Source organism: Amorphus sp. MBR-141 (genome assembly GCF_053628695.1).
The window spans coordinates 21,875-39,622 of the sequence record NZ_JBRJGW010000021.1 but is presented as its reverse complement, the minus strand read 5'-3'; the positions used below and the strand labels follow the sequence as shown (position 1 = coordinate 39,622).

Below are 17,748 nucleotides of genomic sequence, written 5' to 3'. Positions count from 1 at the left end.
CGGGCGAAAGCAAGCCACCGTGTGCGCGCCCGGGCTACTCGCTGACGAGGATAAAGCGCCGGTTCAGGGCCTGAACCGGGCGGTTGTTGACCGGGTAGAGATCGGCAAAGGCCTGGATCTGCTGCTTCGACGCGGTGATCGGCTGCGTGAAGACGACCCAGTTGACGATCTCGCTGCACGGTGGGGTAGTGAGGGAGCCCGCATAGCGGAAGTGGGTGCCGGCCGGGATCATCTTGGCGAAGTCGGCTTCCGCCTTCGCCTGGGCCTTGGCGTTCGCCGCTGGGACGACCTCCCAGATCGTCTGGATCTCGGCGCTGGCCGGACCCTCTTCGATCATCACGCCGAGCACCAGAAGCGCGCCGTCGGCCGCCTTGTGGACGAAGTGGGCCTCGAGCGGGCTGTGCTTGCCGTCGATCGTGTGCTCGCTCTGGTGATGAAAGTGGACCTGCAGGAGCTCGTACGCCTTGCCGTCGACAATGGTGACGTTGCCGGCCGGCGCGTTCGCCTGGATGGTGTGGCCGTTGTTCAGGACGAGCGGACTGAACGGATGCCAGTTGCGATCGATGGTTTCAGCCGCGGCGGAACGGCCGGCGGCGAGGTCGACGGGCGACTGCTGCTCGCCGGCGCAGGCCGCATAGGTCTCGTGGAGCCCGGCCCAATGGTCGGGGGCCTCGTGGCCGGCGTAGCCCCAGTGGGGCGTGTCGCCGCTCGCCTGTGCGGCGGGCGCGGCGAGGATGCCGACGGACAGAAGTGCTGCGAAGGCGGGGATGAAACGCAACGTCATGTCTCCTTGCGCACCGCCGCGATCCCGCACGTGGGGGAACGGACGGGAGGAGCGGACGCTTTGCGGGTGGGATGGGGCATGTGACGCGCGTAGGGCCGATCGCGCCACGCCGGAAACCTAGCGGGCGCAGCCTTGCGCGAAACTTGCCCCACGCAACGTCCCGTCGGACGGAGGGGATAGGGACAAGGAGGTCGATGGGGAGAGACGGTCGTGCCGGTCGGCCGCAGGCCGGCGCTCGGCGCAGCGCGTGTCAGGTGCCGCCGCGGCCGTCGTCGTTCACGTAGGCGACGCGCAGCAGGTTCGTCGCGCCGGGGGTGCCGAACGGGATGCCGGCGAGCGTGATCAGGCGCTGGCCGGGCCGCGAGAACTTTTCCTGGTAGGCGACGGTGCACGCGCGGTCGACCATGTCGTCGACGTCTTTCGCATCGGGGCTGACGACGCAGTGCAGGCCCCAGGCCAGCGCCAGGCGGCGGGCAGTGGCGCGCACCGGGCTGACGACCACCAGCGGCGCCGACGGCCGCTCGCGCGCGACGCGCAGCGCGGTGGCGCCCGACGAGGTGTAGCAAACGATGGCGGAGAGGTTCAGCGTCTCGGCGATCTGGCGCGCGGCGGCGGCGATCGCGTCGGCGCCCGTCGGCTCCGGCTCGGTGCGCTGGGCGGCGATGATCGTCGCGTAGTTCTCGTCGCGCTGCACCTCGCAGGCGATCTGGTCCATCGTCCTGACCGCCTCGATCGGGTGCTGGCCGGCTGCCGATTCCGCCGACAGCATCACCGCATCGGCGCCCTCGAACACGGCCGTGGCGACGTCGGACACCTCGGCGCGGGTGGGCGTCGGCGAGGAGATCATGCTTTCCAGCATCTGGGTCGCGACGACCACAGGCTTGCCGGCGCGGCGCGCGGCGCGGACGATCCGCTTCTGCAGGCCGGGCACCTTCTCCAGCGGCATTTCCACGCCGAGATCGCCGCGGGCGACCATCAGCGCATCGGACAACTCGATGATGTCGTCGAGGCGTTCGATCGCCTGCGGCTTCTCGATCTTCGCCATCACCCCGACGCGGCCGCGGGTGATCTTGCGCACCTCGGCCAGATCGTCGGGGCGCTGGATGAAGGACAGCGCGACCCAGTCGACCTGGGCCTCGACGACGGCGTCGAGGTCGCGCCGGTCCTTCTCGGTCATGGCGCTGAGGGCGAGCGTCGTGTCGGGAACGCTGACGCCCTTGCGATTGGAGACGGTGCCGGCGACCTCGACCCGGGCGTCGACGCCTTCGACACTGACCGTCTCGACCACCAGCTTGACCTTGCCGTCGTCGATGAGCAGCCGGTGGCCGGGCTCGAGCGCCTCCAGGATTTCCGGGTGGGGGAGCTGAACGCGGGTCTCGTCGCCGGGGGTGTCGTCGGAATCCAGCCGGAACGTCGCCCCCTCTTCGAGCGCGACCTTGTCGTCGGCGAACATGCCGAGGCGCAGCTTCGGTCCCTGCAGGTCGGCAAGGATGCCGATCGGGCGGCCGACCGTTTCCTCGACGGAGCGGATGGCGGCCACGAGACCCCGCATCGCGGCGTGGTCGGTGTGGCTCATGTTGATGCGGAAGACGTCGGCACCGGCCTTGAACAGCGCAAGAATGGTGGCCTCGTCGGACGAGGACGGGCCGAGGGTTGCGAGGATCTTGGTACAGCGTGACCGCTTCATCGCCCACCCATTCCGGAACGTGACCGCTCGGTTAGGTGCACCGTCCAGGAAGACTGTTCACCGGTATCGATCTCGACGAAGCCGGTTCGCTCATAGCCGCGCGCCAGGCAGTCCTCGATGCCGGTGATGGTGAATTCCTTTTCGCGGGTGCACATGAAGGCCGATCCGGCCCATTCGCCACCCTGCACATAATCGAGGGCATAGAGATAGTAGAAACGCGCGCTGAGCGGCCCCTCGAGCAGGACCTCGCAACTCTGCGCCGGCAGATTCCACCAGCCCTCGCTGATCCAGTTCTCCGCGTTCTTGTAGCCCACGGCGACCCCGACCTGATCGTCGGTCTTGTTGCACAACCGAAGATCGGCCGCAGCCGGGGCGGCCAGGCTCACGGACGCCGCAACCAGGACGCAGATCGAGCCCAGAGCGGTGAGGAGATGTCGTGGAAGGCGTTGCATGCTGCGTTCGCCGGACCCCAAAGCCTCTTGTCGCAACGCGTGGCCGCTCGCGGGCCGCCGCCTGTTCTTGAGGGCTGAACCCGCAATTGTCAACGCGACGAATCCTTGTCTGCGGCCTACGACGGAGCATCCGGCGCAGGGCCGAAAATCCGTCGAATCCTGCGATGCATCGTTGGTCAGTAATCGCCCCTGGATGGTTAACGATCCCTTTCTTCCGAGTGCGGCCATATTTTGGCGGGCTTGCCCGAAGCCCGCATTTCCCTGCGGATTATCCGCCTAAAGCCCCTGTGGTCTGTCGCGGGCGGCGCGGACGGGCGACCCAGATTCCGGCCAGAATGGCGGCGCCGCCGATCGCCTGGGCAGGCGAAACGGCCTCGCCGAGAACGGCCCAGCCGGCCACCGCGGCCGTCAGCGCCTCCAGGAAGATCACCAGCGAGGAGAACGCCGCGGTCAGGTGTCCCAGCGCATAGGACAGGAGGCCCTGTCCGCCGGCGTGGGAGACGAGGGCCAGGGCGAGCAGGGTGGCGACCCCGCTCCAGCCGGCCGGCAGCAGCCGGTCCTCGGTGGCGAGGGCGACGACCAGCAGCACGGCGGCGGTGACCAGCCCGCCGCGGAACATCAGGAGCCCCGGCGGTACGGTGCGCCGTGCCACCCGCATCGCCAGGAAATAGGCACCGAAGAACATCGACGTGACGACGCCGTAGACGTCGCCGTCGAGGCGGCCGGGGGCGAACGAGTAGCTGAGCCCGATGAGCAGTGCCGCGCCGACGACGCAGAGACCGAGGCCGAAGACGGCGTCCCGGCCGACGGGCTCACGGATGACCAGACCGGAGGCGAGGATCACCCAGACCGGCGCCATCGTTGCCAGGAAGGTGGCGTTGGCGACCGTGGTGTGGACGATCGCCAGATGCCAGAACACCAGGTCGCCGGCGAAGAACAGGCCGGAGAGGACGACGGCACGGCTCCATTTCGGGCGCGTCCCGCCGGATCGGCCGTCTGCCTCGAGCCGCTCCCACAGCCAGAGCGCGGGCAAGGCAAGCGCGACGCGCCAGAAGGCGCTGGTCATCGGTCCGACATCGGCGAAGCGGACGAACAGCGGCGACACCCCCATCGCCATGGCTCCCGCCACCAGGCACAGCATCGCCGCGGCGACGCGCGATGGGTCGGCCGGAACCTCGGGCGCGGGCTGGACGGGAAGGCTCAAGAGGACTCCGCGGCGGCGTGACTGCACGTCAGTGGTAGCTGGATCGCAGGCGCCCGCACAAGACGCTCCGGGGAGGAATGGGGCCGATCGTCCGGGCGTCTCCCGTTTGGGAGGCTCAGTCCCTATGTTGGAGGGAGCAACCCCCAATGCCGCGAGTCCCGCCCGGGGCCGCGCGCCGAACCGGAGGCAACCATGGCCGAGATCGACGACGCCACCCGGACCGAACTCGAGGCCGCCGTGTTCCGGCGCCTCGTCGACCATCTGCGCACGCGCACCGACGTGCAGAACATCGACCTGATGAACCTCGCCGGCTTCTGCCGCAACTGCCTGTCGAACTGGTATCAGGACGCCGCCGCCGAGAAGGGGCTCGATATCGAACGGGCCGAGGCGCGCGAGCGCGTCTACGGCATGCCGTACGAGGACTGGAAGGCGCTCCACCAGACGCCGGCGACCGACGCGCAGGCGGCGGGGTTCCAGGCGGCCGCCAAGCACGATTGAGGCGGTCGGGCCGCCTGGGCGGCGGGGCGACGCCCGCTGCCCCTTGACCGCGTCCCGTCGCTGGGGCACGACACCGGGCCCGATCGACCCGCGAAGCCGGACGTTTGCGGACGTGATCGGCGCCGGCGCGACTTCGAAGCGATTTCTTATCTTTCGGGCGGTTAGACCAGTCCGGCAATCGCAGCGGCCGTGCCGAACGGACGGTCGTCTTCGCCGGGTCCCCCTCTCTGTCGACCGGAGGAGCGATCCTCCTCCCACGCGCCTTGGAAAGGAAAGTCATCATGAGCCAGCCGGGTGGTGTTGCCGCGGATCAGCTCCGTGCCATCGTCGAGCGTATCGAGAAGCTCGAGGAAGAGAAGCAGACGATCGCCGACGACATCAAGGATGTCTACGCGGAGGCCAAGGCGAACGGCTACGATACCAAGATCATCCGCACGGTGGTGCGGCTGAGGAAGCAGGATTCGGCCGAACGCCAGGAGCAGGAAGCGCTCCTCGACCTCTACATGCACGCGCTTGGCATGGTGCTCGCGGACACCAGCGAAGCCTCGTGAGGCCTTTCTCGACCCGGTGAAGCGGCCGGGTCGGCGACTGCCGGCATGGCGCGCGGCCCGGCGGGGCCCGCGCCATTTTTCGTTTCAGCGGAGGGAGTTGGACAGCCGAGGTCCCTTAGTCTCAGGGCGTGCGCTGGGGCGGCGCCGGCGTGTCATCACGAGGGCGAGGGGCGAACCGGATCGCCGCTGAACCATGACCGCTGCCGGGGCGCGAGGTCGGATGCCGGTCGGAGACCCGCTCGGGCCTTGCCTGGCGCCAGCCTTAATTGCTTGAGCAGTTCCTTCCCGTTCAGCTCGTCTCGATCTGAACGGGAGATGCGCTAGCGGGGCGCAGAGGCCTGGGTGATGTAGACCTGCGGGATGCCCTCGAAGCGATCGGTGCGCAGGCCGCCGGTGCCGTCGGACAGTGCCCCCGAGCCGCCCATCGGGGCGTGCATCGCCGTCACGATGCCGATCTCGCCCTGATGCGGATGCGACAGCCAGGCGAACTGCATCGTCCGCATCGAATTGTCGCCGATCAGGAAGCGCGAATCGTCGCGATCGGGGGCTCCGAAGAAGGTCGCCGTCGGGTCGGTGCCGCTCGCCATCGCGCTGGAGATGTCGGCGGTGACGGTGGGTGTCATCGTCCGGGCCGCGGCGGTCTCCGGTCCGACCACCATGGCGGCGGTCGCACTCAGCACGTTGTCGCTGCCCGAGCCGGCGCCGTCGGCGGCGCTGGCATACCCGAAGACCGGCACGTCGGTGGTGTCGTCGAGGCGCTCGCGCAGGCTGGCGACGGCGGCCTCCTGGCTGGCGCTCTCCGACAGCGGGGCGCTGTGCGCCGGCCGCGGCTTGGGCAGGGCGGCGACGAGGACGGCTTCCGGAGTGGGCGCTTCCGCCGGCGCGATCTCGGGCGCGGGCGTCGGGATCGCCGGGGCGACCGCGGGGGTCCCGTTGTCCGGGCTGACGGCGACCGGGCGCACCGTGGGAACCGGCGGCGGAGCGCTCGGCGTCTCGGCGACGGGCGGCGCGCTCTCCTGGGCGGCAGGGGCGGCGGCGGGCGCGGGAACCGGTGTCGTGTTGATGCGGTTCGCGATCTCGTCGTCGGGGGCCGTCAGGTTGACGCCCGGCAGCGACGAGGACGAGGCCGGAGAGGACGACGCGGTGGACTGCGGCTCGGGGGCCGACCTGGAGCGGGTCGCGGACGCCGTGAGGATCGGCCGGGAACGTTCCTCGGCGGTGACTTCGCGCTCGACGGTGTCCTCGACGTCGTCGTTGTCGCGGCCGAGCAGCGAGGCGATGATGTTCTTGCCGTTGCCGCTCTCGGGCCGGACCAGGCTGTCGCGGCGGCTGTCGCCTCCTCCGAAGAAGCTGCCCAGTCCGCCTCCGCTCGACGCCGAGGCGACCTCGGTGCGGGCGCCGCGGTCACGGGCGGCGAGCTCGGCCTTGGCGAGTTCGTAGCCCTTCAGCGGCTTGCCGTCGTCCGGCAGGTGCACGGTCTTGCCGTCGGGGAAGACGGCCAGCAGCTGCGAACGGGTCATCCGCGGCCACGAGCGCACGCTGCCGGTGTCGAGATGGACGAACGGGGTGCGCGAGGTCGGATAGAAGCCGACGCCGCCGACCTGGAGCTTGAAGGCGGCCTTGCGGATTTCGGCGGTGGAAACGCCCGGAATGTAGAAGTCGCAGGCCTTGCCGGCCATGTGCTGGCTGAACTTGGCGACGCCGCGCGACCGCGAGCGGAGCATGTTGTTGGTGGCCGGCGAACGGTAGGCGGAGACCACATGGATGGTCCGGCCCTGGCCGACGCCCTGCTGGATCTGCCAGAGGAGATCGAAGAGTTCCGGATCGACCTTGGTGGATTCGTTGCGGCGCCAGTCGCGCAGGAACCGGTTGAGCTCGGTGAGGGCGGACGGGATGAACCGGCCGTTGCGCTTGTAGGTGATCTTCAGCTTCTCGCCCGTGTGGGTGAAGAAGAGATCAAGCGTCCGGTCGCGCGCCGCCTGTGCAGGTGCGCCGGCGAGCAGAAGGCTGAGGGCAACGATCAGGGCCGTCGCCGCATTGCGGACTTTGCGCATGATGGAGAAACGACCATTCCCGTTCGATAGCTGGTCCAAGACGCAGTCCTTGGCTCGAAAGCGACAGCTTTATCCCGAACCCTAGGCAATAGGGCGGAACGGGTTAACGAGGATTTACCGTATTGCGAGCGTGATGAAAAGCCGCAGGCATCGGGTATGTGCAGCGGGCCGCACGGCCGACCGCTTTTTTGCCGCCGCCATCCACCGATAACTTGTTTCCTGCGATGGGGGCTGTTTTGTGACCCGGCCGCCGGCGGCCCGTCCCCGGCGGCGAACCGGGCCTCAATCGGCCTTCAGGAGCTTCGCGAGCCGGCGGTCGTGACCGTAGATGTCGGAATAGTGGACCAGCGTCCCGTCGGCATCGACCCACTCGGTGAAGTAGGCGAGATGCACGGGAATGTGATGCTCGAGGGAGAGGTAGCGCTCGCTGCCGCCGATCAGCTTCTTGATCTGCGCGGCGTTCCAGTGCGCCTCCTCGGCGAGCAGGGCGTCGGCGAACTCGAGCGGATCGTCGACCCGGACGCAGCCGTGGCTGAACGCGCGCACCGGCTTGGCGAACAGGCTGCGGCTCGGCGTGTCGTGCAGATAGACCGCGTGCTCGTTCGGGAACATGAACTTGATGTGGCCGAGCGCATTGCTGTCGCCGGGCTTCTGGCGGATGCGGACGTTGCGCAGCGCCGCCGGGCTCCAGTCGATCGAGGATGGATTGACCACCCGACCCTTGTAGACGGCCTCGTAGCCGCGCGTGGAGAAGTAGCCGTCCGGGTTCTTCCGGATCGAGGAGAGCATCTCCTTGGAAGCGATCGAGTACGGCACGTTCCAGTAGGGATTGACGACGAGGTGCTCGATCTCGTCGGAAAAGACCGGCGTCGGATTGGTCGGTTTGCCGACGATGACGCGGCCTTCGTAGGCGGTGGTGCCGTCGCGTCGGATGGCGACCGTGAAGGCCGGAATGTTGACGAACACGTAGGTCTTGCCAAGGTCGCGCGGCATCCAGCGCCAGCGTTCCATGTTGACCAGGATGTCGGTCTCCGGATCGCCGCCGAGACCGCGGTTCATGACGGCGAGCGTGTTGGGGCCGAGGATCCCGTCCGGCCGCAGCCCGTGCTCGCCCTGAAAGGCCTTCACGGCCTCCACGACGGCGTCGTCGTAGACCGTGACGTCGCTGCCCCGCTGGACGAGAACGCCGAGGCGCTGGCGCAAGAGGCCGACGCGCGGATCGCTGTCGCCCGGGCGCAGGTTGCGGCCCGCCGGCACCGGCAGCGGCTGCACGCGTGACGTGGTGCGGCTTTCGTGGAGCGCCTTCTTCAGGGCTTGAAACTGGAGGTGCGACGGATTGAACGCGTCGAGGGCTGCGGCCGGGTCGGAGGCGGACGCGACGCGCTTCAGCGACACCAGCGGATCCGGCACCGGCGGGATCTGGGTGTTCACGCTGGAGACCGTGCGCGGGTTGACGCGGCCGGCCTGGGCGTCGCGGGCAAACGCCATGGTGGCGCGCGACAGGCTGAGCTCGGAGGCGACGAGGTCCGGGCCGGCCGGATGCGGGCCGGTGTCGAGCATGCGCTCGGTCACGACATAGTCGGCCGGATCGAGCCCGTCGGCGGCGGCTTCGCCGAGACGGGCGATGGCGGCGCGCGCCGCCGGCGACAGCGCGCCGTCGGCGATCCAGACGGGCTGGAAGTCGCGGTCCTCGTAGAAGGCGATGAGGGCTTCGCGGAAGCGATCCTTGTCGGCGATCAGCGGGTCCGGACCCAGCAGTCCGCCCCGGATCGCGCCATGCAGCGGATCGATCGGCCGCGCGGTCGGCTTCGGGGTGCGGGCGATGTCGTCGGTCAGGACGGCCGGCGTGGTCGGGCCGGAGGGAAGGGCGGCCACGGCGGTCGGCAGCAGGACGGCCGCGGCCACAACGCCGGCGAAAACCTTCAAACGCATTGACCGCTCCTCAAGCCCCGTCGATTCGGACATTGATTTAGGCCCAAGGAGTGAACAAGTAGCAACCGCCACCTCGCGACCCCACCGCGGTTCGGTTCGATCCGGCCGCGGATGTGTCCGTCGCGCCACTTGAGCCGGGGCGTTTCGGCCCGGGCCTTTCCCGTCCCGCCGTGCTATCGGCTTGATGACACGCCCGTCTGGAGCAGGATCCCCCGATGACGCCCTTCCGTCCCAGCCGCACCTTTTCTTCGGACGCCGCGACCGCCACCCCGGCAGGCCCGGCCGTCGCGCTTCCCGAATGGGACCTGACCGACCTCTACCCCGCGATGGACGGAGCCGAGGTGACGGACGACCTCGCGGCGGCCCTGTCGGAGTGCGCGACCTTCGAGGAGGCCCACAAGGGCCGGCTGGCGGAGCTGACCGTCGGGCCGAACGGCGGCGCGTCGCTGGCCGCGGTGATCGCCTCGTACGAGGCCATCGACGAGAAGCTCGGGCGGCTGGTCTCCTATGCGGGCCTCGTCTACGCCGGCGACACCACCGATGCGAAGCGCTCCAAGTTCTACGGTGACGTCCAGGACAAGCTGACCGCGGCGACGGTGCATCTCCTGTTCTTCACCCTGGAGCTCAACCACATCGACGATGCCGCCATGGAGGCGGCGCTGGCCGATCCGGCGCTTGCGCGCTACCGCCCGTGGATCGAGGACGTGCGCAAGGAGCGGCCGTATCAGCTCGACGACCGGCTGGAGCGGCTGTTCCACGAGAAGTCGGTGACCTCGCACGGCGCCTTCAACCGCCTGTTCGACGAGACCATGGCGGCGATGATCGTCCCCGTCGGCGACGAGACGCTGACGCTCGAGGAAGCGCTCAACAAGCTGCAGGATTCGTCCGGCGAGGTGCGCCGGCAGGCGGCCGAGGCGCTCGCGGCGGTGTTCGGCAAGAACATCCGCACGTTCACGCTGATCACCAACACGCTCGCCAAGGACAAGGAGATCAGCGACCGCTGGCGCGGCTTCGAGGACGTGGCCGATTCCCGCCATCTCGCCAATCGGGTCGAGCGCGAGGTCGTGGATGCGCTGGTCGATGCCGTCCACCAGGCCTATCCGCGCCTGTCGCATCGCTACTACGCGATGAAGGCGCGCTGGCTCGGCAAGGAGGCGCTGGACTACTGGGACCGCAACGCCCCGCTGCCCGACACCGACGACCGGCTCATTCCCTGGGACGAAGCGCGCGAGAAGGTGCTGTCTGCCTATGGCCGCTTCTCGCCCGACATGGCGGCGCTCGCCGAGCGGTTCTTCGAGAACGGCTGGATCGACGCGCCGCCGCGGCCGGGCAAGGCGCCCGGTGCTTTCGCCCATCCGACGATCCCGAGCGTGCACCCGTACGTGCTGCTGAACTACCAGGGCCGGACGCGGGACGTGATGACGCTCGCCCACGAGCTCGGCCACGGCGTGCACCAGTTGCTGGCCGCGCCGAACGGCTCGCTGATGGCGCCGACGCCGCTGACCCTTGCCGAGACGGCGAGCGTGTTCGGCGAGATGCTGACCTTCCAGAGCCTGCTGGCCACCGCCGAGACGCCCGAGCAGCGGCGTACCATGCTGGCCTCCAAGGTCGAGGACATGCTGAACACCGTGGTCAGGCAGATCGCGTTCTACACCTTCGAGCGGCGCATCCACCTGGAGCGGCGCGAAGGCGAGCTGACCTCCGAGCGCATCGGCGAGATCTGGCTGGACGTGCAGCGCGAGAGCCTCGGTCCGGCGGTGCGCCTGTCGGAGGGCTATGAGACCTACTGGTGCTACGTTCCCCACTTCATCCACTCGCCGTTCTACGTGTACGCCTACGCGTTCGGCGACTGTCTCGTGAATTCGCTCTATGCGGTCTATGAAAAGGCCGAGACGGGATTCCAGGAGCGCTATTTCGACATGCTGCGTGCCGGCGGCACCAAGCATCACTCGGAACTGCTGGAGCCGTTCGGCCTCGATGCGCGCGACCCGGCCTTCTGGCAGAAGGGGCTCGGCGTGATCGAGCGCATGATCGACGAACTGGAAGCCGAGGGGGCCTGACGGCGGGCGGCACGAGAGGCGCTGCCGGCGGGGCCGAAGAGGAGAGAGCTTAAGATGCCGCTGATTTTCTTCCTGATCCTGATCATCCTGATCGCCACCGTCGGCTTCTGGAAGACGCTGGGCGCCATCGTCGGCGCCGCCGCGATGGTGGTCGTGCTCATCTTCCTCGCCGTGCTCGCCATCATCATCGGTGGACTGCTGATGCTGCGGCGCTAGTTCAACCGTCGCTGTCGGCCGGATCGATCCGCCCGGCAGCGCGTTGGCGCTTCCACGAGCCGCGCCCGCCGGCCGCGACGCGTGCCGGCTGGCCGAGCGCGCTCCGGCGACCGGATTGAGTGCGGGATACCCAGACAGGACAAGGCGCATGGCTTCCGATCAGAGCGGCGACAGCGAACGCAACCGGTTCACCGGCCGGGCGGCGCGCTATGCCCGGGTCGGCACCGGCATGTCCGGCGTCGCCGCCAAGATGATCGGCGCCCGCTTCTTCGGCATGGAGCTGCAGCGCGACGCCCACGCCGGCGAACTCGCCGCGGCGCTCGGCAATCTCAAGGGGCCCCTGATGAAGGTGGCCCAGCTGCTCTCCACCATCCCCGATGCGCTGCCGCCGGAATACGCGGCCGAGCTCGCCACCCTTCAGTCGGATGCGCCGCCGATGGGCTGGGCGTTCGTCAAGCGGCGGATGGCGGCCGAGCTCGGGGCGGACTGGCAGGGCAAGTTCGCCTCGTTCGAGCACGAGCCGGCGGCCGCGGCCTCGCTTGGCCAAGTCCACCGCGCGGTCGGACACGACGGCCTGCGGCTCGCCTGCAAGCTCCAGTATCCGAACATGGATTCCGCCGTGGAGGCGGACCTGAAGCAGCTGTCCTGGATCTTCTCCATCCATCGCCGCATGAGCCCGGCCCTGGATACCAGCCAGATCGCCCGGGAGATCGGCGAGCGGCTGCGCGAGGAGCTCGACTACAAGCGCGAGGCCCGCGCTGCCCGGCTCTACAAGTCCGTGTTGTCGGAAGAGCAGGGCATCGTGGTGCCCGACGTGCACGAGGTGCTGTCCACGCGCCGGCTCCTGACGATGACCTGGCTCGACGGGCGCCGGCTGCTGGATTTCCGCGACCATCCGCTCGAGGACCGCAACCGTCTCGCCGAGACCATGTTCCGGGCCTGGTGGCGGCCGTTTGCTCGGGTCGGCGTCATCCACGGCGATCCGCACCTGGGCAACTACACCGTCTACGAGGAAGACGGCCGCCCGGCCGGCATCAACCTCCTCGACTACGGCTGCATCCGGATCTTCCCGCCCGGCTTCATCAACGGCGTGCTGGAGCTCTACCAGGGGCTTGCCACCGACGACCGCGACCGGATCGTCGCGGCCTACGAGACATGGGGCTTCAAGGGGCTGTCGAACGATCTGATCGACGTCCTCAACATCTGGGCGCGCTTCATCTACGGGCCACTGCTCGACGACCGCGTGCGCACCATCGCCGACGGCACCAAGCCCGGCGAGTACGGCCGCCGCGAGGCCTTTTCGGTGCATCAGGCGCTGAAGGAGAAGGGGCCGGTGACGGTGCCCCGGGAGTTCGTGTTCATGGACCGGGCGGCGATCGGCCTCGGCGCGGTGTTCCTGCACCTGAACGCCGAGCTGAATTTCTACGAGCTGTTCCAGTCGGCCATCGAAGGCGTCGACGAGGCGGGTATCGCCCGGCGCCAGAAGGCGGCGCTGGCCGAAGCCGGGCTGCCCGAGCCGGACTGGGACGTGGCCGCCTGAGCCGGACGATCCGGCAGGGTGCGGCGCGCGTGCCCTTGCGCTCGCGCGCAAAGCGGGGTTGGAATGGGGCGATGTTCCAGTTTCGTTCCGCCATGGCCCGTTGATCGCCCCGTGACCGCGCCGACCCCCGAGCCCCAGATCGCCGACGCCGCGCTGCTGCCCGAGCCGTTCTCGGGCTGGTTTCTGTCGCGCGGCTGGACGCCGCGGCCGCATCAGCTCGATCTGCTGGCGCACGCGCGGGCGGGCCGGTCGGCGCTGCTGATTGCGCCGACCGGGGCCGGCAAGACGCTCGCCGGCTTCCTGCCGAGCCTGATCGATCTCGCCGGCGAGAAGAAGCGCCGCAACGCGCTCACGCGCGAGGGCCCGCACACCCTCTACATCTCGCCGCTGAAGGCGCTGGCCGTCGACATCGCCCGAAACCTCGAGGCGCCGGTCGCCGAGATGGGGCTGCCGATCACCGTGGAGACGCGCACCGGTGACACGCCGGTCAACCGGCGCCAGCGCCAGAAGCGCATGCCCCCCGACATCCTGCTGACGACGCCGGAGCAGGTGGCGCTGCTTCTGGCCGACCGCCAGGCCGACCGGCTGTTCTCCGAGCTGGAGGTGGTCGTTCTCGACGAACTCCATGCCCTCGTGACCTCGAAGCGCGGCGACCTCCTGTCGCTCGGCATCGCCGGGCTCAGGCGCCACGCCCCGAACCTCAGGACGGTCGGCCTTTCGGCGACGGTGGCCGATCCGGAGGGTCTGCGGGCTTGGCTGGTGCCGCAGACCGATCCGGACGTTCCGGCGATGGCCGAGGTGGTCGAGGTGTCCGGCGGGGCACGGCCGGACATCCGCATCATCGACGCGGCCGACCGGATCCCCTGGGCCGGGCATTCGGCCCGCTGGGCGCTGCCGGCGGTCTACGAGGCGATCAAGGCGCACAAGACGACGCTGGTGTTCGTCAACACCCGCAGCCAGGCCGAGATGCTGTTCCACGAGCTGTGGCGCATCAACGAGGACACGCTGGCGATCGCGCTGCATCACGGCTCGCTCGACCGGACCCAGCGCCGCAAGGTCGAGGCGGCGATGGCGGACAACCGGCTGCGGGCGGTGGTCTGCACCTCGACGCTGGACCTCGGCATCGACTGGGGCGACGTGGACCTGGTCATCCACGTCGGCGCGCCGAAGGGGGCGAGCCGGCTTGCCCAGCGGATCGGCCGCGCCAACCACCGCTTCGACGAGCCGTCGCGGGCGCTGCTGGTGCCGGCGAACCGGTTCGAGGTGCTGGAGTGCCGGGCCGCGCTCGACGCCAACTACATCGGCGCCCAGGACACGCCGCCGATCCGCGAAGGCGCCCTCGACGTGCTGGCCCAGCACGTGCTGGGCGTTGCCTGCGCCGCGCCGTTCGACGCCGCCGACCTGCACCGGGAGGTGACGACCGCCTATCCCTACCGGGCCCTCGACCGGGCGACCTTCGACAGCGTCGTCGATTTCGTCGCGACCGGCGGCTACGCGCTGAAGGCCTACGAGCGCTTCGCCAAGATCCGCCGGATGCCGGACGGCCGCTTTCGCCTCACCCATCCGAGCGTCGGCCAGCGCTACCGTCTCAACGTCGGCACCATCGTCGAGGCGCCGCTGGTGAAGATCCGCATGGTCGGGCGCGGCAAGGCGGGGCTTTTGACCGGGCGCGGACGGATGCTGGGGGAGATCGAGGAGTATTTCATCGAGACCCTGTCGCCGGGCGACAGCTTCATGTTCGCCGGCCAGGTGCTGCGCTTCGAGGCAATGCGCGAGCAGGAGGTGCTGGTCACCAAGGCGCGCGACGACACGCCGAAGATCCCGGTCTATGCCGGCGGCAAGTTTCCGCTGTCGACCTATCTGGCCGACGGCGTGCGAGGCCTTCTCGCCGACGAGACGAGCTGGGACCGGCTGCCGGCGCAGGTGCGCGAGTGGCTCAGCGTCCAGCGCCTGCGCTCGGTGCTGCCGACGCGCGGCGAACTGCTCGTCGAGACGTTCCCGCGCGCCAACCGGCACTACATGGTCGCCTACCCGTTCGAGGGGCGGCTGGCCCACCAGACGCTGGGCATGCTTCTGACCCGACGGCTGGAGCGCTTCGGCGCCAAGCCGATGGGCTTCGTGGCGTCGGACTATGCTCTCGGGATCTGGGCGCTGGAGGACATGGGCGGCCTGTTCGCCCGGGGGCGGCCCACGGTGGGAAACCTGTTCGAGGAGGACCTGCTCGGCGACGACCTCGAGGCGTGGCTCGCCGAGAGCTATCTCCTCAAGCGCACCTTCCGCGCCTGCGCCGTCATCTCCGGCCTCATCGAACGGCGCCACCCGGGCAAGGAGAAGACCGGGCGCCAGGTGACGGTCTCCACCGACCTCATCTACGACGTGCTGCGCCAGCACGAGCCGGACCACCTGCTGATGCGCGCCACCTGGGCCGATGCGGCCTCGGGGCTGCTCGACATCGTGCGGCTCGGCGAGATGCTCTCGCGCATCAAGGGCCGAATCGTCCATAAGCGGCTGGATCGGGTGTCGCCGCTGGCGGTCCCGATCCTGCTCGACATCGGCAGGGAAGCGGTTGGCGGCGAGGCCGACGAGGCGATCCTGGCGGGGGCGGGCGAGGCGCTGATCGAGGAAGCGATGGCATGACGGTGCGTCCTGCGCACACGACGGAGCGGAGCTACCGCACGGTGGCGATCGGCGGCATGTCGGCGGCCCTCGATCCCTCCGGCGCGCTCTACTGGGCCGACGCGGCGACGCTGATCGTCGCCGACCTGCACCTGGAGAAGGGCAGCTCCTACGCCCGCTCGCGCACCTTCCTGCCGCCCTACGACAGCGATGTCACGCTGGCGCGGCTGGCGGAGGTGGTGGCCCGGTTCGCGCCGCGCCGGATCGTCGCGCTGGGCGATTCCTTTCACGACAGCGCTGCCGGCGACCGCCTCTCCGCCGCCTCGCGCCAAACGGTGCGCCGGCTGACCGATGCGGCGGACTTCATCTGGATATCCGGCAACCACGATCCGCAGCCGCCGGTCGACTGGGGCGGCACGGTTGCCGAGACGATGACGATCGGGGGCGTGACCTTCCGCCACGAGCCGTCGCAGGGTGCGGTGGAGGCGCCCGAGGTCGCCGGCCACCTGCATCCGGTCGCGCGGGTCTCCGGGCGGGGGAAATCCTTGCGCCGGCGCTGCTTTCTCGGCTGCGGGGCCCGCATGGTGCTGCCGGCATTCGGCGCCTACACCGGAGGGCTCGACATCCGCGATGCCGCATTCCGGGGCCTGTGGCCGCACCGCGCCGACGTGCGCGCCTTCCTGCTCGGCCGCGACCAGGTCTATGCGGTGGGGAGCGTTCCGGCGTTCGCCTGAGAACCCTGCGCTCATCGAACCGGCGACGATCTACGTCCGCCGTGCAGCCTCGGTCAGGCGCTCCACGAAGGTGTGGGACCATTGGGACGCGGTCGTCGTGGTGATGCGGTCATAGAGCCGCTCCCATCGGTCCTTGCGCTCGTCCAGCGGCATCCGGATGCCGGTCTGCAGCGCCTCCGCGATGGCATCGATGGAATACGGATTGATGATCAGCGCCTCGCGCAATTCCTCGGCCGCACCGGCAAAGCGTGACAGGACGAGGACGCCGGGGTCTTCCGGATCCTGGGCGGCAATGTATTCCTTGGCGACGAGGTTCATGCCGTCGCGCAGGGGCGTGACGAGGCCGACCAGGCTCGCCCGGTAGATGCCGGCCAGCGACCGGCGTGGCAGCGACTGGGTCAGGAACGAGATCGGCGTCCAGTCGATGTCGGAGAAGCGGCCGTTGATGCGTCCGGTCAGGCCTTCGAGCGTGCGCTGGATGTCGGAATAGGCGCGGACCTCGGAGCGCGACGGCGGCGCAACCTGCATGTAGGAGACGCGGCCGCGGTTCTCCGGATAATCCTCCAACAGCCGCTCGACCGCCCGGAAGCGCTCCGGCAGACCCTTGGAGTAGTCGATGCGGTCCACGCCGACGATCTGGACCTGACCGTTGAGCAGGGTCTTGAGGCGGCGGAAATTCCGCTGGCCCTCGCCGGCGACGGCATATTCGGCGAAGGTCTCGGCATCGATGCCGATCGGGAACGCACCGAGCTGAACCGTCCGGCCGAGCACCGACATGGCGCCGTCCGCGCCCTCGGAGGCGCCTGCCTCCTCGACGAGGTAGCGCTTCAGCGCCAGCGAATCGCGCTCGGTCTGGAAGCCGATCAGGTCGTAGGCGAGCATCGACCGCACGAGCCCGGCGTGGTTCGGAAGGGCCGTCAGCACCTCCGGCACGGGAAACGGGATGTGCAGGAAGAAGCCGATCGGATTGTTGACGCCCATGGCGCGCAATTGCGCGCCCAAGAGCATGAAATGGTAGTCGTGGACCCAGATGATGTCGTCGGGTTCGAGCATCGCCTTCAGTCGGACGGCGAACCGCTCGTTGACCCGGCGGTAGCCTTCGTCGAAACGGCGGTCGAAGTCGGTCAGGTCGAGCCGATAGTGCATGGTCGGCCACAGGCAGCGATTTGCATAGCCGGCGTAGTATTCGTCGTAATCGGCCTGGGTGAGATCGATGGTGGCGATCTTGACCGGACCGGAGCTCTGCTCGCGCAGCTCGGAGAAGGTGCCTTCTTCGCTGATCTTTCCGGACCAGCCGAACCAGACGCCGCCTTTATCCCTCAACACGTCCACGAGCGCCACGGCCAGGCCCCCGGCGCGTCCGGTGTCCTTCAGCGGGCCAACGCGATTCGAAACGACTACCAGGCGTCCCATGTCCCTC

General features: G+C 69.2%; 14 protein-coding genes. 7 read left to right on the top strand and 7 right to left on the bottom strand.

What is annotated here, in order from left to right; genetic code table 11:
- Positions 1-34: 34 nt before the first annotated feature.
- From ACSSVZ_RS22530 to ACSSVZ_RS22515, 4 genes are all read right to left on the bottom strand, one after another.
- A complete protein-coding gene (locus ACSSVZ_RS22530) occupies positions 35-778 on the bottom strand; it encodes a carbonic anhydrase (RefSeq protein ID WP_453973042.1) in 744 nt (247 codons plus the stop codon).
- Between the two features lie 256 nt (positions 779-1,034).
- Positions 1,035-2,471: a pyruvate kinase gene (gene pyk / locus ACSSVZ_RS22525; protein WP_453973041.1), complete on the bottom strand. Its 1,437-nt coding sequence runs from the start codon at positions 2,469-2,471 to the stop codon at positions 1,035-1,037.
- Positions 2,468-2,923, bottom strand: coding sequence for a DUF1036 domain-containing protein (locus ACSSVZ_RS22520; protein ID WP_453973040.1), 456 nt, complete (start codon positions 2,921-2,923; stop codon positions 2,468-2,470). Before ACSSVZ_RS22520 ends, pyk begins: the two co-directional genes overlap by 4 nt.
- Positions 2,924-3,191: 268 nt before the next feature.
- Positions 3,192-4,127 carry a DMT family transporter gene (locus ACSSVZ_RS22515; RefSeq protein WP_453973039.1) on the bottom strand — a complete coding sequence of 312 codons (936 nt, stop codon included), beginning with the start codon at positions 4,125-4,127 and terminating at the stop codon, positions 3,192-3,194.
- Between the two features lie 192 nt (positions 4,128-4,319).
- Here ACSSVZ_RS22515 and ACSSVZ_RS22510 point away from each other — a divergent pair, with 192 nt between their 5' ends.
- Both ACSSVZ_RS22510 and ACSSVZ_RS22505 read left to right on the top strand, forming a co-directional pair.
- On the top strand, positions 4,320-4,625 hold the full coding sequence (locus tag ACSSVZ_RS22510) for a DUF1244 domain-containing protein (protein WP_453973038.1): 306 nt from the start codon (positions 4,320-4,322) through the stop codon (positions 4,623-4,625).
- Positions 4,626-4,906: 281 nt separating this feature from the next.
- The gene (locus ACSSVZ_RS22505) at positions 4,907-5,176 is read left to right on the top strand and encodes a DUF2312 domain-containing protein (RefSeq protein ID WP_453973036.1); all 270 of its coding nucleotides are present in this window, start codon (positions 4,907-4,909) and stop codon (positions 5,174-5,176) included.
- Between the two features lie 320 nt (positions 5,177-5,496).
- Here the strand turns inward: ACSSVZ_RS22505 and ACSSVZ_RS22500 are convergent, their stop codons facing one another.
- Both ACSSVZ_RS22500 and ACSSVZ_RS22495 read right to left on the bottom strand, forming a co-directional pair.
- Complete coding sequence (locus ACSSVZ_RS22500; protein ID WP_453973035.1) at positions 5,497-7,230, bottom strand: DUF882 domain-containing protein; 1,734 nt, start codon at positions 7,228-7,230, stop codon at positions 5,497-5,499.
- Positions 7,231-7,512: 282 nt separating this feature from the next.
- Complete coding sequence (locus ACSSVZ_RS22495; protein ID WP_453973034.1) at positions 7,513-9,162, bottom strand: L,D-transpeptidase family protein; 1,650 nt, start codon at positions 9,160-9,162, stop codon at positions 7,513-7,515.
- A gap of 215 nt (positions 9,163-9,377) precedes the next feature.
- Here ACSSVZ_RS22495 and ACSSVZ_RS22490 point away from each other — a divergent pair, with 215 nt between their 5' ends.
- The 5 genes from ACSSVZ_RS22490 (at position 9,378) to pdeM (ending at position 16,328) form a co-directional block, all read left to right on the top strand.
- Positions 9,378-11,222: a M3 family oligoendopeptidase gene (locus ACSSVZ_RS22490; protein ID WP_453973033.1), complete on the top strand. Its 1,845-nt coding sequence runs from the start codon at positions 9,378-9,380 to the stop codon at positions 11,220-11,222.
- A gap of 54 nt (positions 11,223-11,276) precedes the next feature.
- On the top strand, positions 11,277-11,438 hold the full coding sequence (locus tag ACSSVZ_RS22485; protein WP_453973032.1) for a hypothetical protein: 162 nt from the start codon (positions 11,277-11,279) through the stop codon (positions 11,436-11,438).
- A gap of 148 nt (positions 11,439-11,586) precedes the next feature.
- Entirely contained in the window at positions 11,587-12,978 is a 1,392-nt protein-coding gene (locus tag ACSSVZ_RS22480) for an ABC1 kinase family protein (protein ID WP_453973031.1), read from the top strand.
- Between the two features lie 63 nt (positions 12,979-13,041).
- Entirely contained in the window at positions 13,042-15,615 is a 2,574-nt protein-coding gene (locus tag ACSSVZ_RS22475) for a ligase-associated DNA damage response DEXH box helicase (RefSeq protein ID WP_453973030.1), read from the top strand.
- Positions 15,612-16,328, top strand: coding sequence for a ligase-associated DNA damage response endonuclease PdeM (gene pdeM, locus ACSSVZ_RS22470; protein WP_453973029.1), 717 nt, complete (start codon positions 15,612-15,614; stop codon positions 16,326-16,328). The genes ACSSVZ_RS22475 and pdeM overlap by 4 nt, the downstream gene beginning before the upstream one ends.
- A gap of 30 nt (positions 16,329-16,358) precedes the next feature.
- Here pdeM and ACSSVZ_RS22465 read toward each other — a convergent pair whose 3' ends face one another.
- Entirely contained in the window at positions 16,359-17,741 is a 1,383-nt protein-coding gene (locus ACSSVZ_RS22465; protein ID WP_453973028.1) for an alpha,alpha-trehalose-phosphate synthase (UDP-forming), read from the bottom strand.
- Between the last annotated feature and the right edge of the window lie 7 nt (positions 17,742-17,748).

Coding starts and splice junctions, on each gene's coding strand:
- pyk (WP_453973041.1), bottom strand. CDS start 2,471: ATGAAGCGGTCACGCTGTACCAAGATCCTCGCAACCCTCGGCCCGTCC.
- ACSSVZ_RS22520 (WP_453973040.1), bottom strand. CDS start 2,923: ATGCAACGCCTTCCACGACATCTCCTCACCGCTCTGGGCTCGATCTGC.
- ACSSVZ_RS22510 (WP_453973038.1), top strand. CDS start 4,320: ATGGCCGAGATCGACGACGCCACCCGGACCGAACTCGAGGCCGCCGTG.
- ACSSVZ_RS22505 (WP_453973036.1), top strand. CDS start 4,907: ATGAGCCAGCCGGGTGGTGTTGCCGCGGATCAGCTCCGTGCCATCGTC.
- ACSSVZ_RS22500 (WP_453973035.1), bottom strand. CDS start 7,230: ATGCGCAAAGTCCGCAATGCGGCGACGGCCCTGATCGTTGCCCTCAGC.
- ACSSVZ_RS22495 (WP_453973034.1), bottom strand. CDS start 9,162: ATGCGTTTGAAGGTTTTCGCCGGCGTTGTGGCCGCGGCCGTCCTGCTG.
- ACSSVZ_RS22490 (WP_453973033.1), top strand. CDS start 9,378: ATGACGCCCTTCCGTCCCAGCCGCACCTTTTCTTCGGACGCCGCGACC.
- ACSSVZ_RS22485 (WP_453973032.1), top strand. CDS start 11,277: ATGCCGCTGATTTTCTTCCTGATCCTGATCATCCTGATCGCCACCGTC.
- ACSSVZ_RS22480 (WP_453973031.1), top strand. CDS start 11,587: ATGGCTTCCGATCAGAGCGGCGACAGCGAACGCAACCGGTTCACCGGC.
- ACSSVZ_RS22475 (WP_453973030.1), top strand. CDS start 13,042: ATGGGGCGATGTTCCAGTTTCGTTCCGCCATGGCCCGTTGATCGCCCC.
- pdeM (WP_453973029.1), top strand. CDS start 15,612: ATGACGGTGCGTCCTGCGCACACGACGGAGCGGAGCTACCGCACGGTG.
- ACSSVZ_RS22465 (WP_453973028.1), bottom strand. CDS start 17,741: ATGGGACGCCTGGTAGTCGTTTCGAATCGCGTTGGCCCGCTGAAGGAC.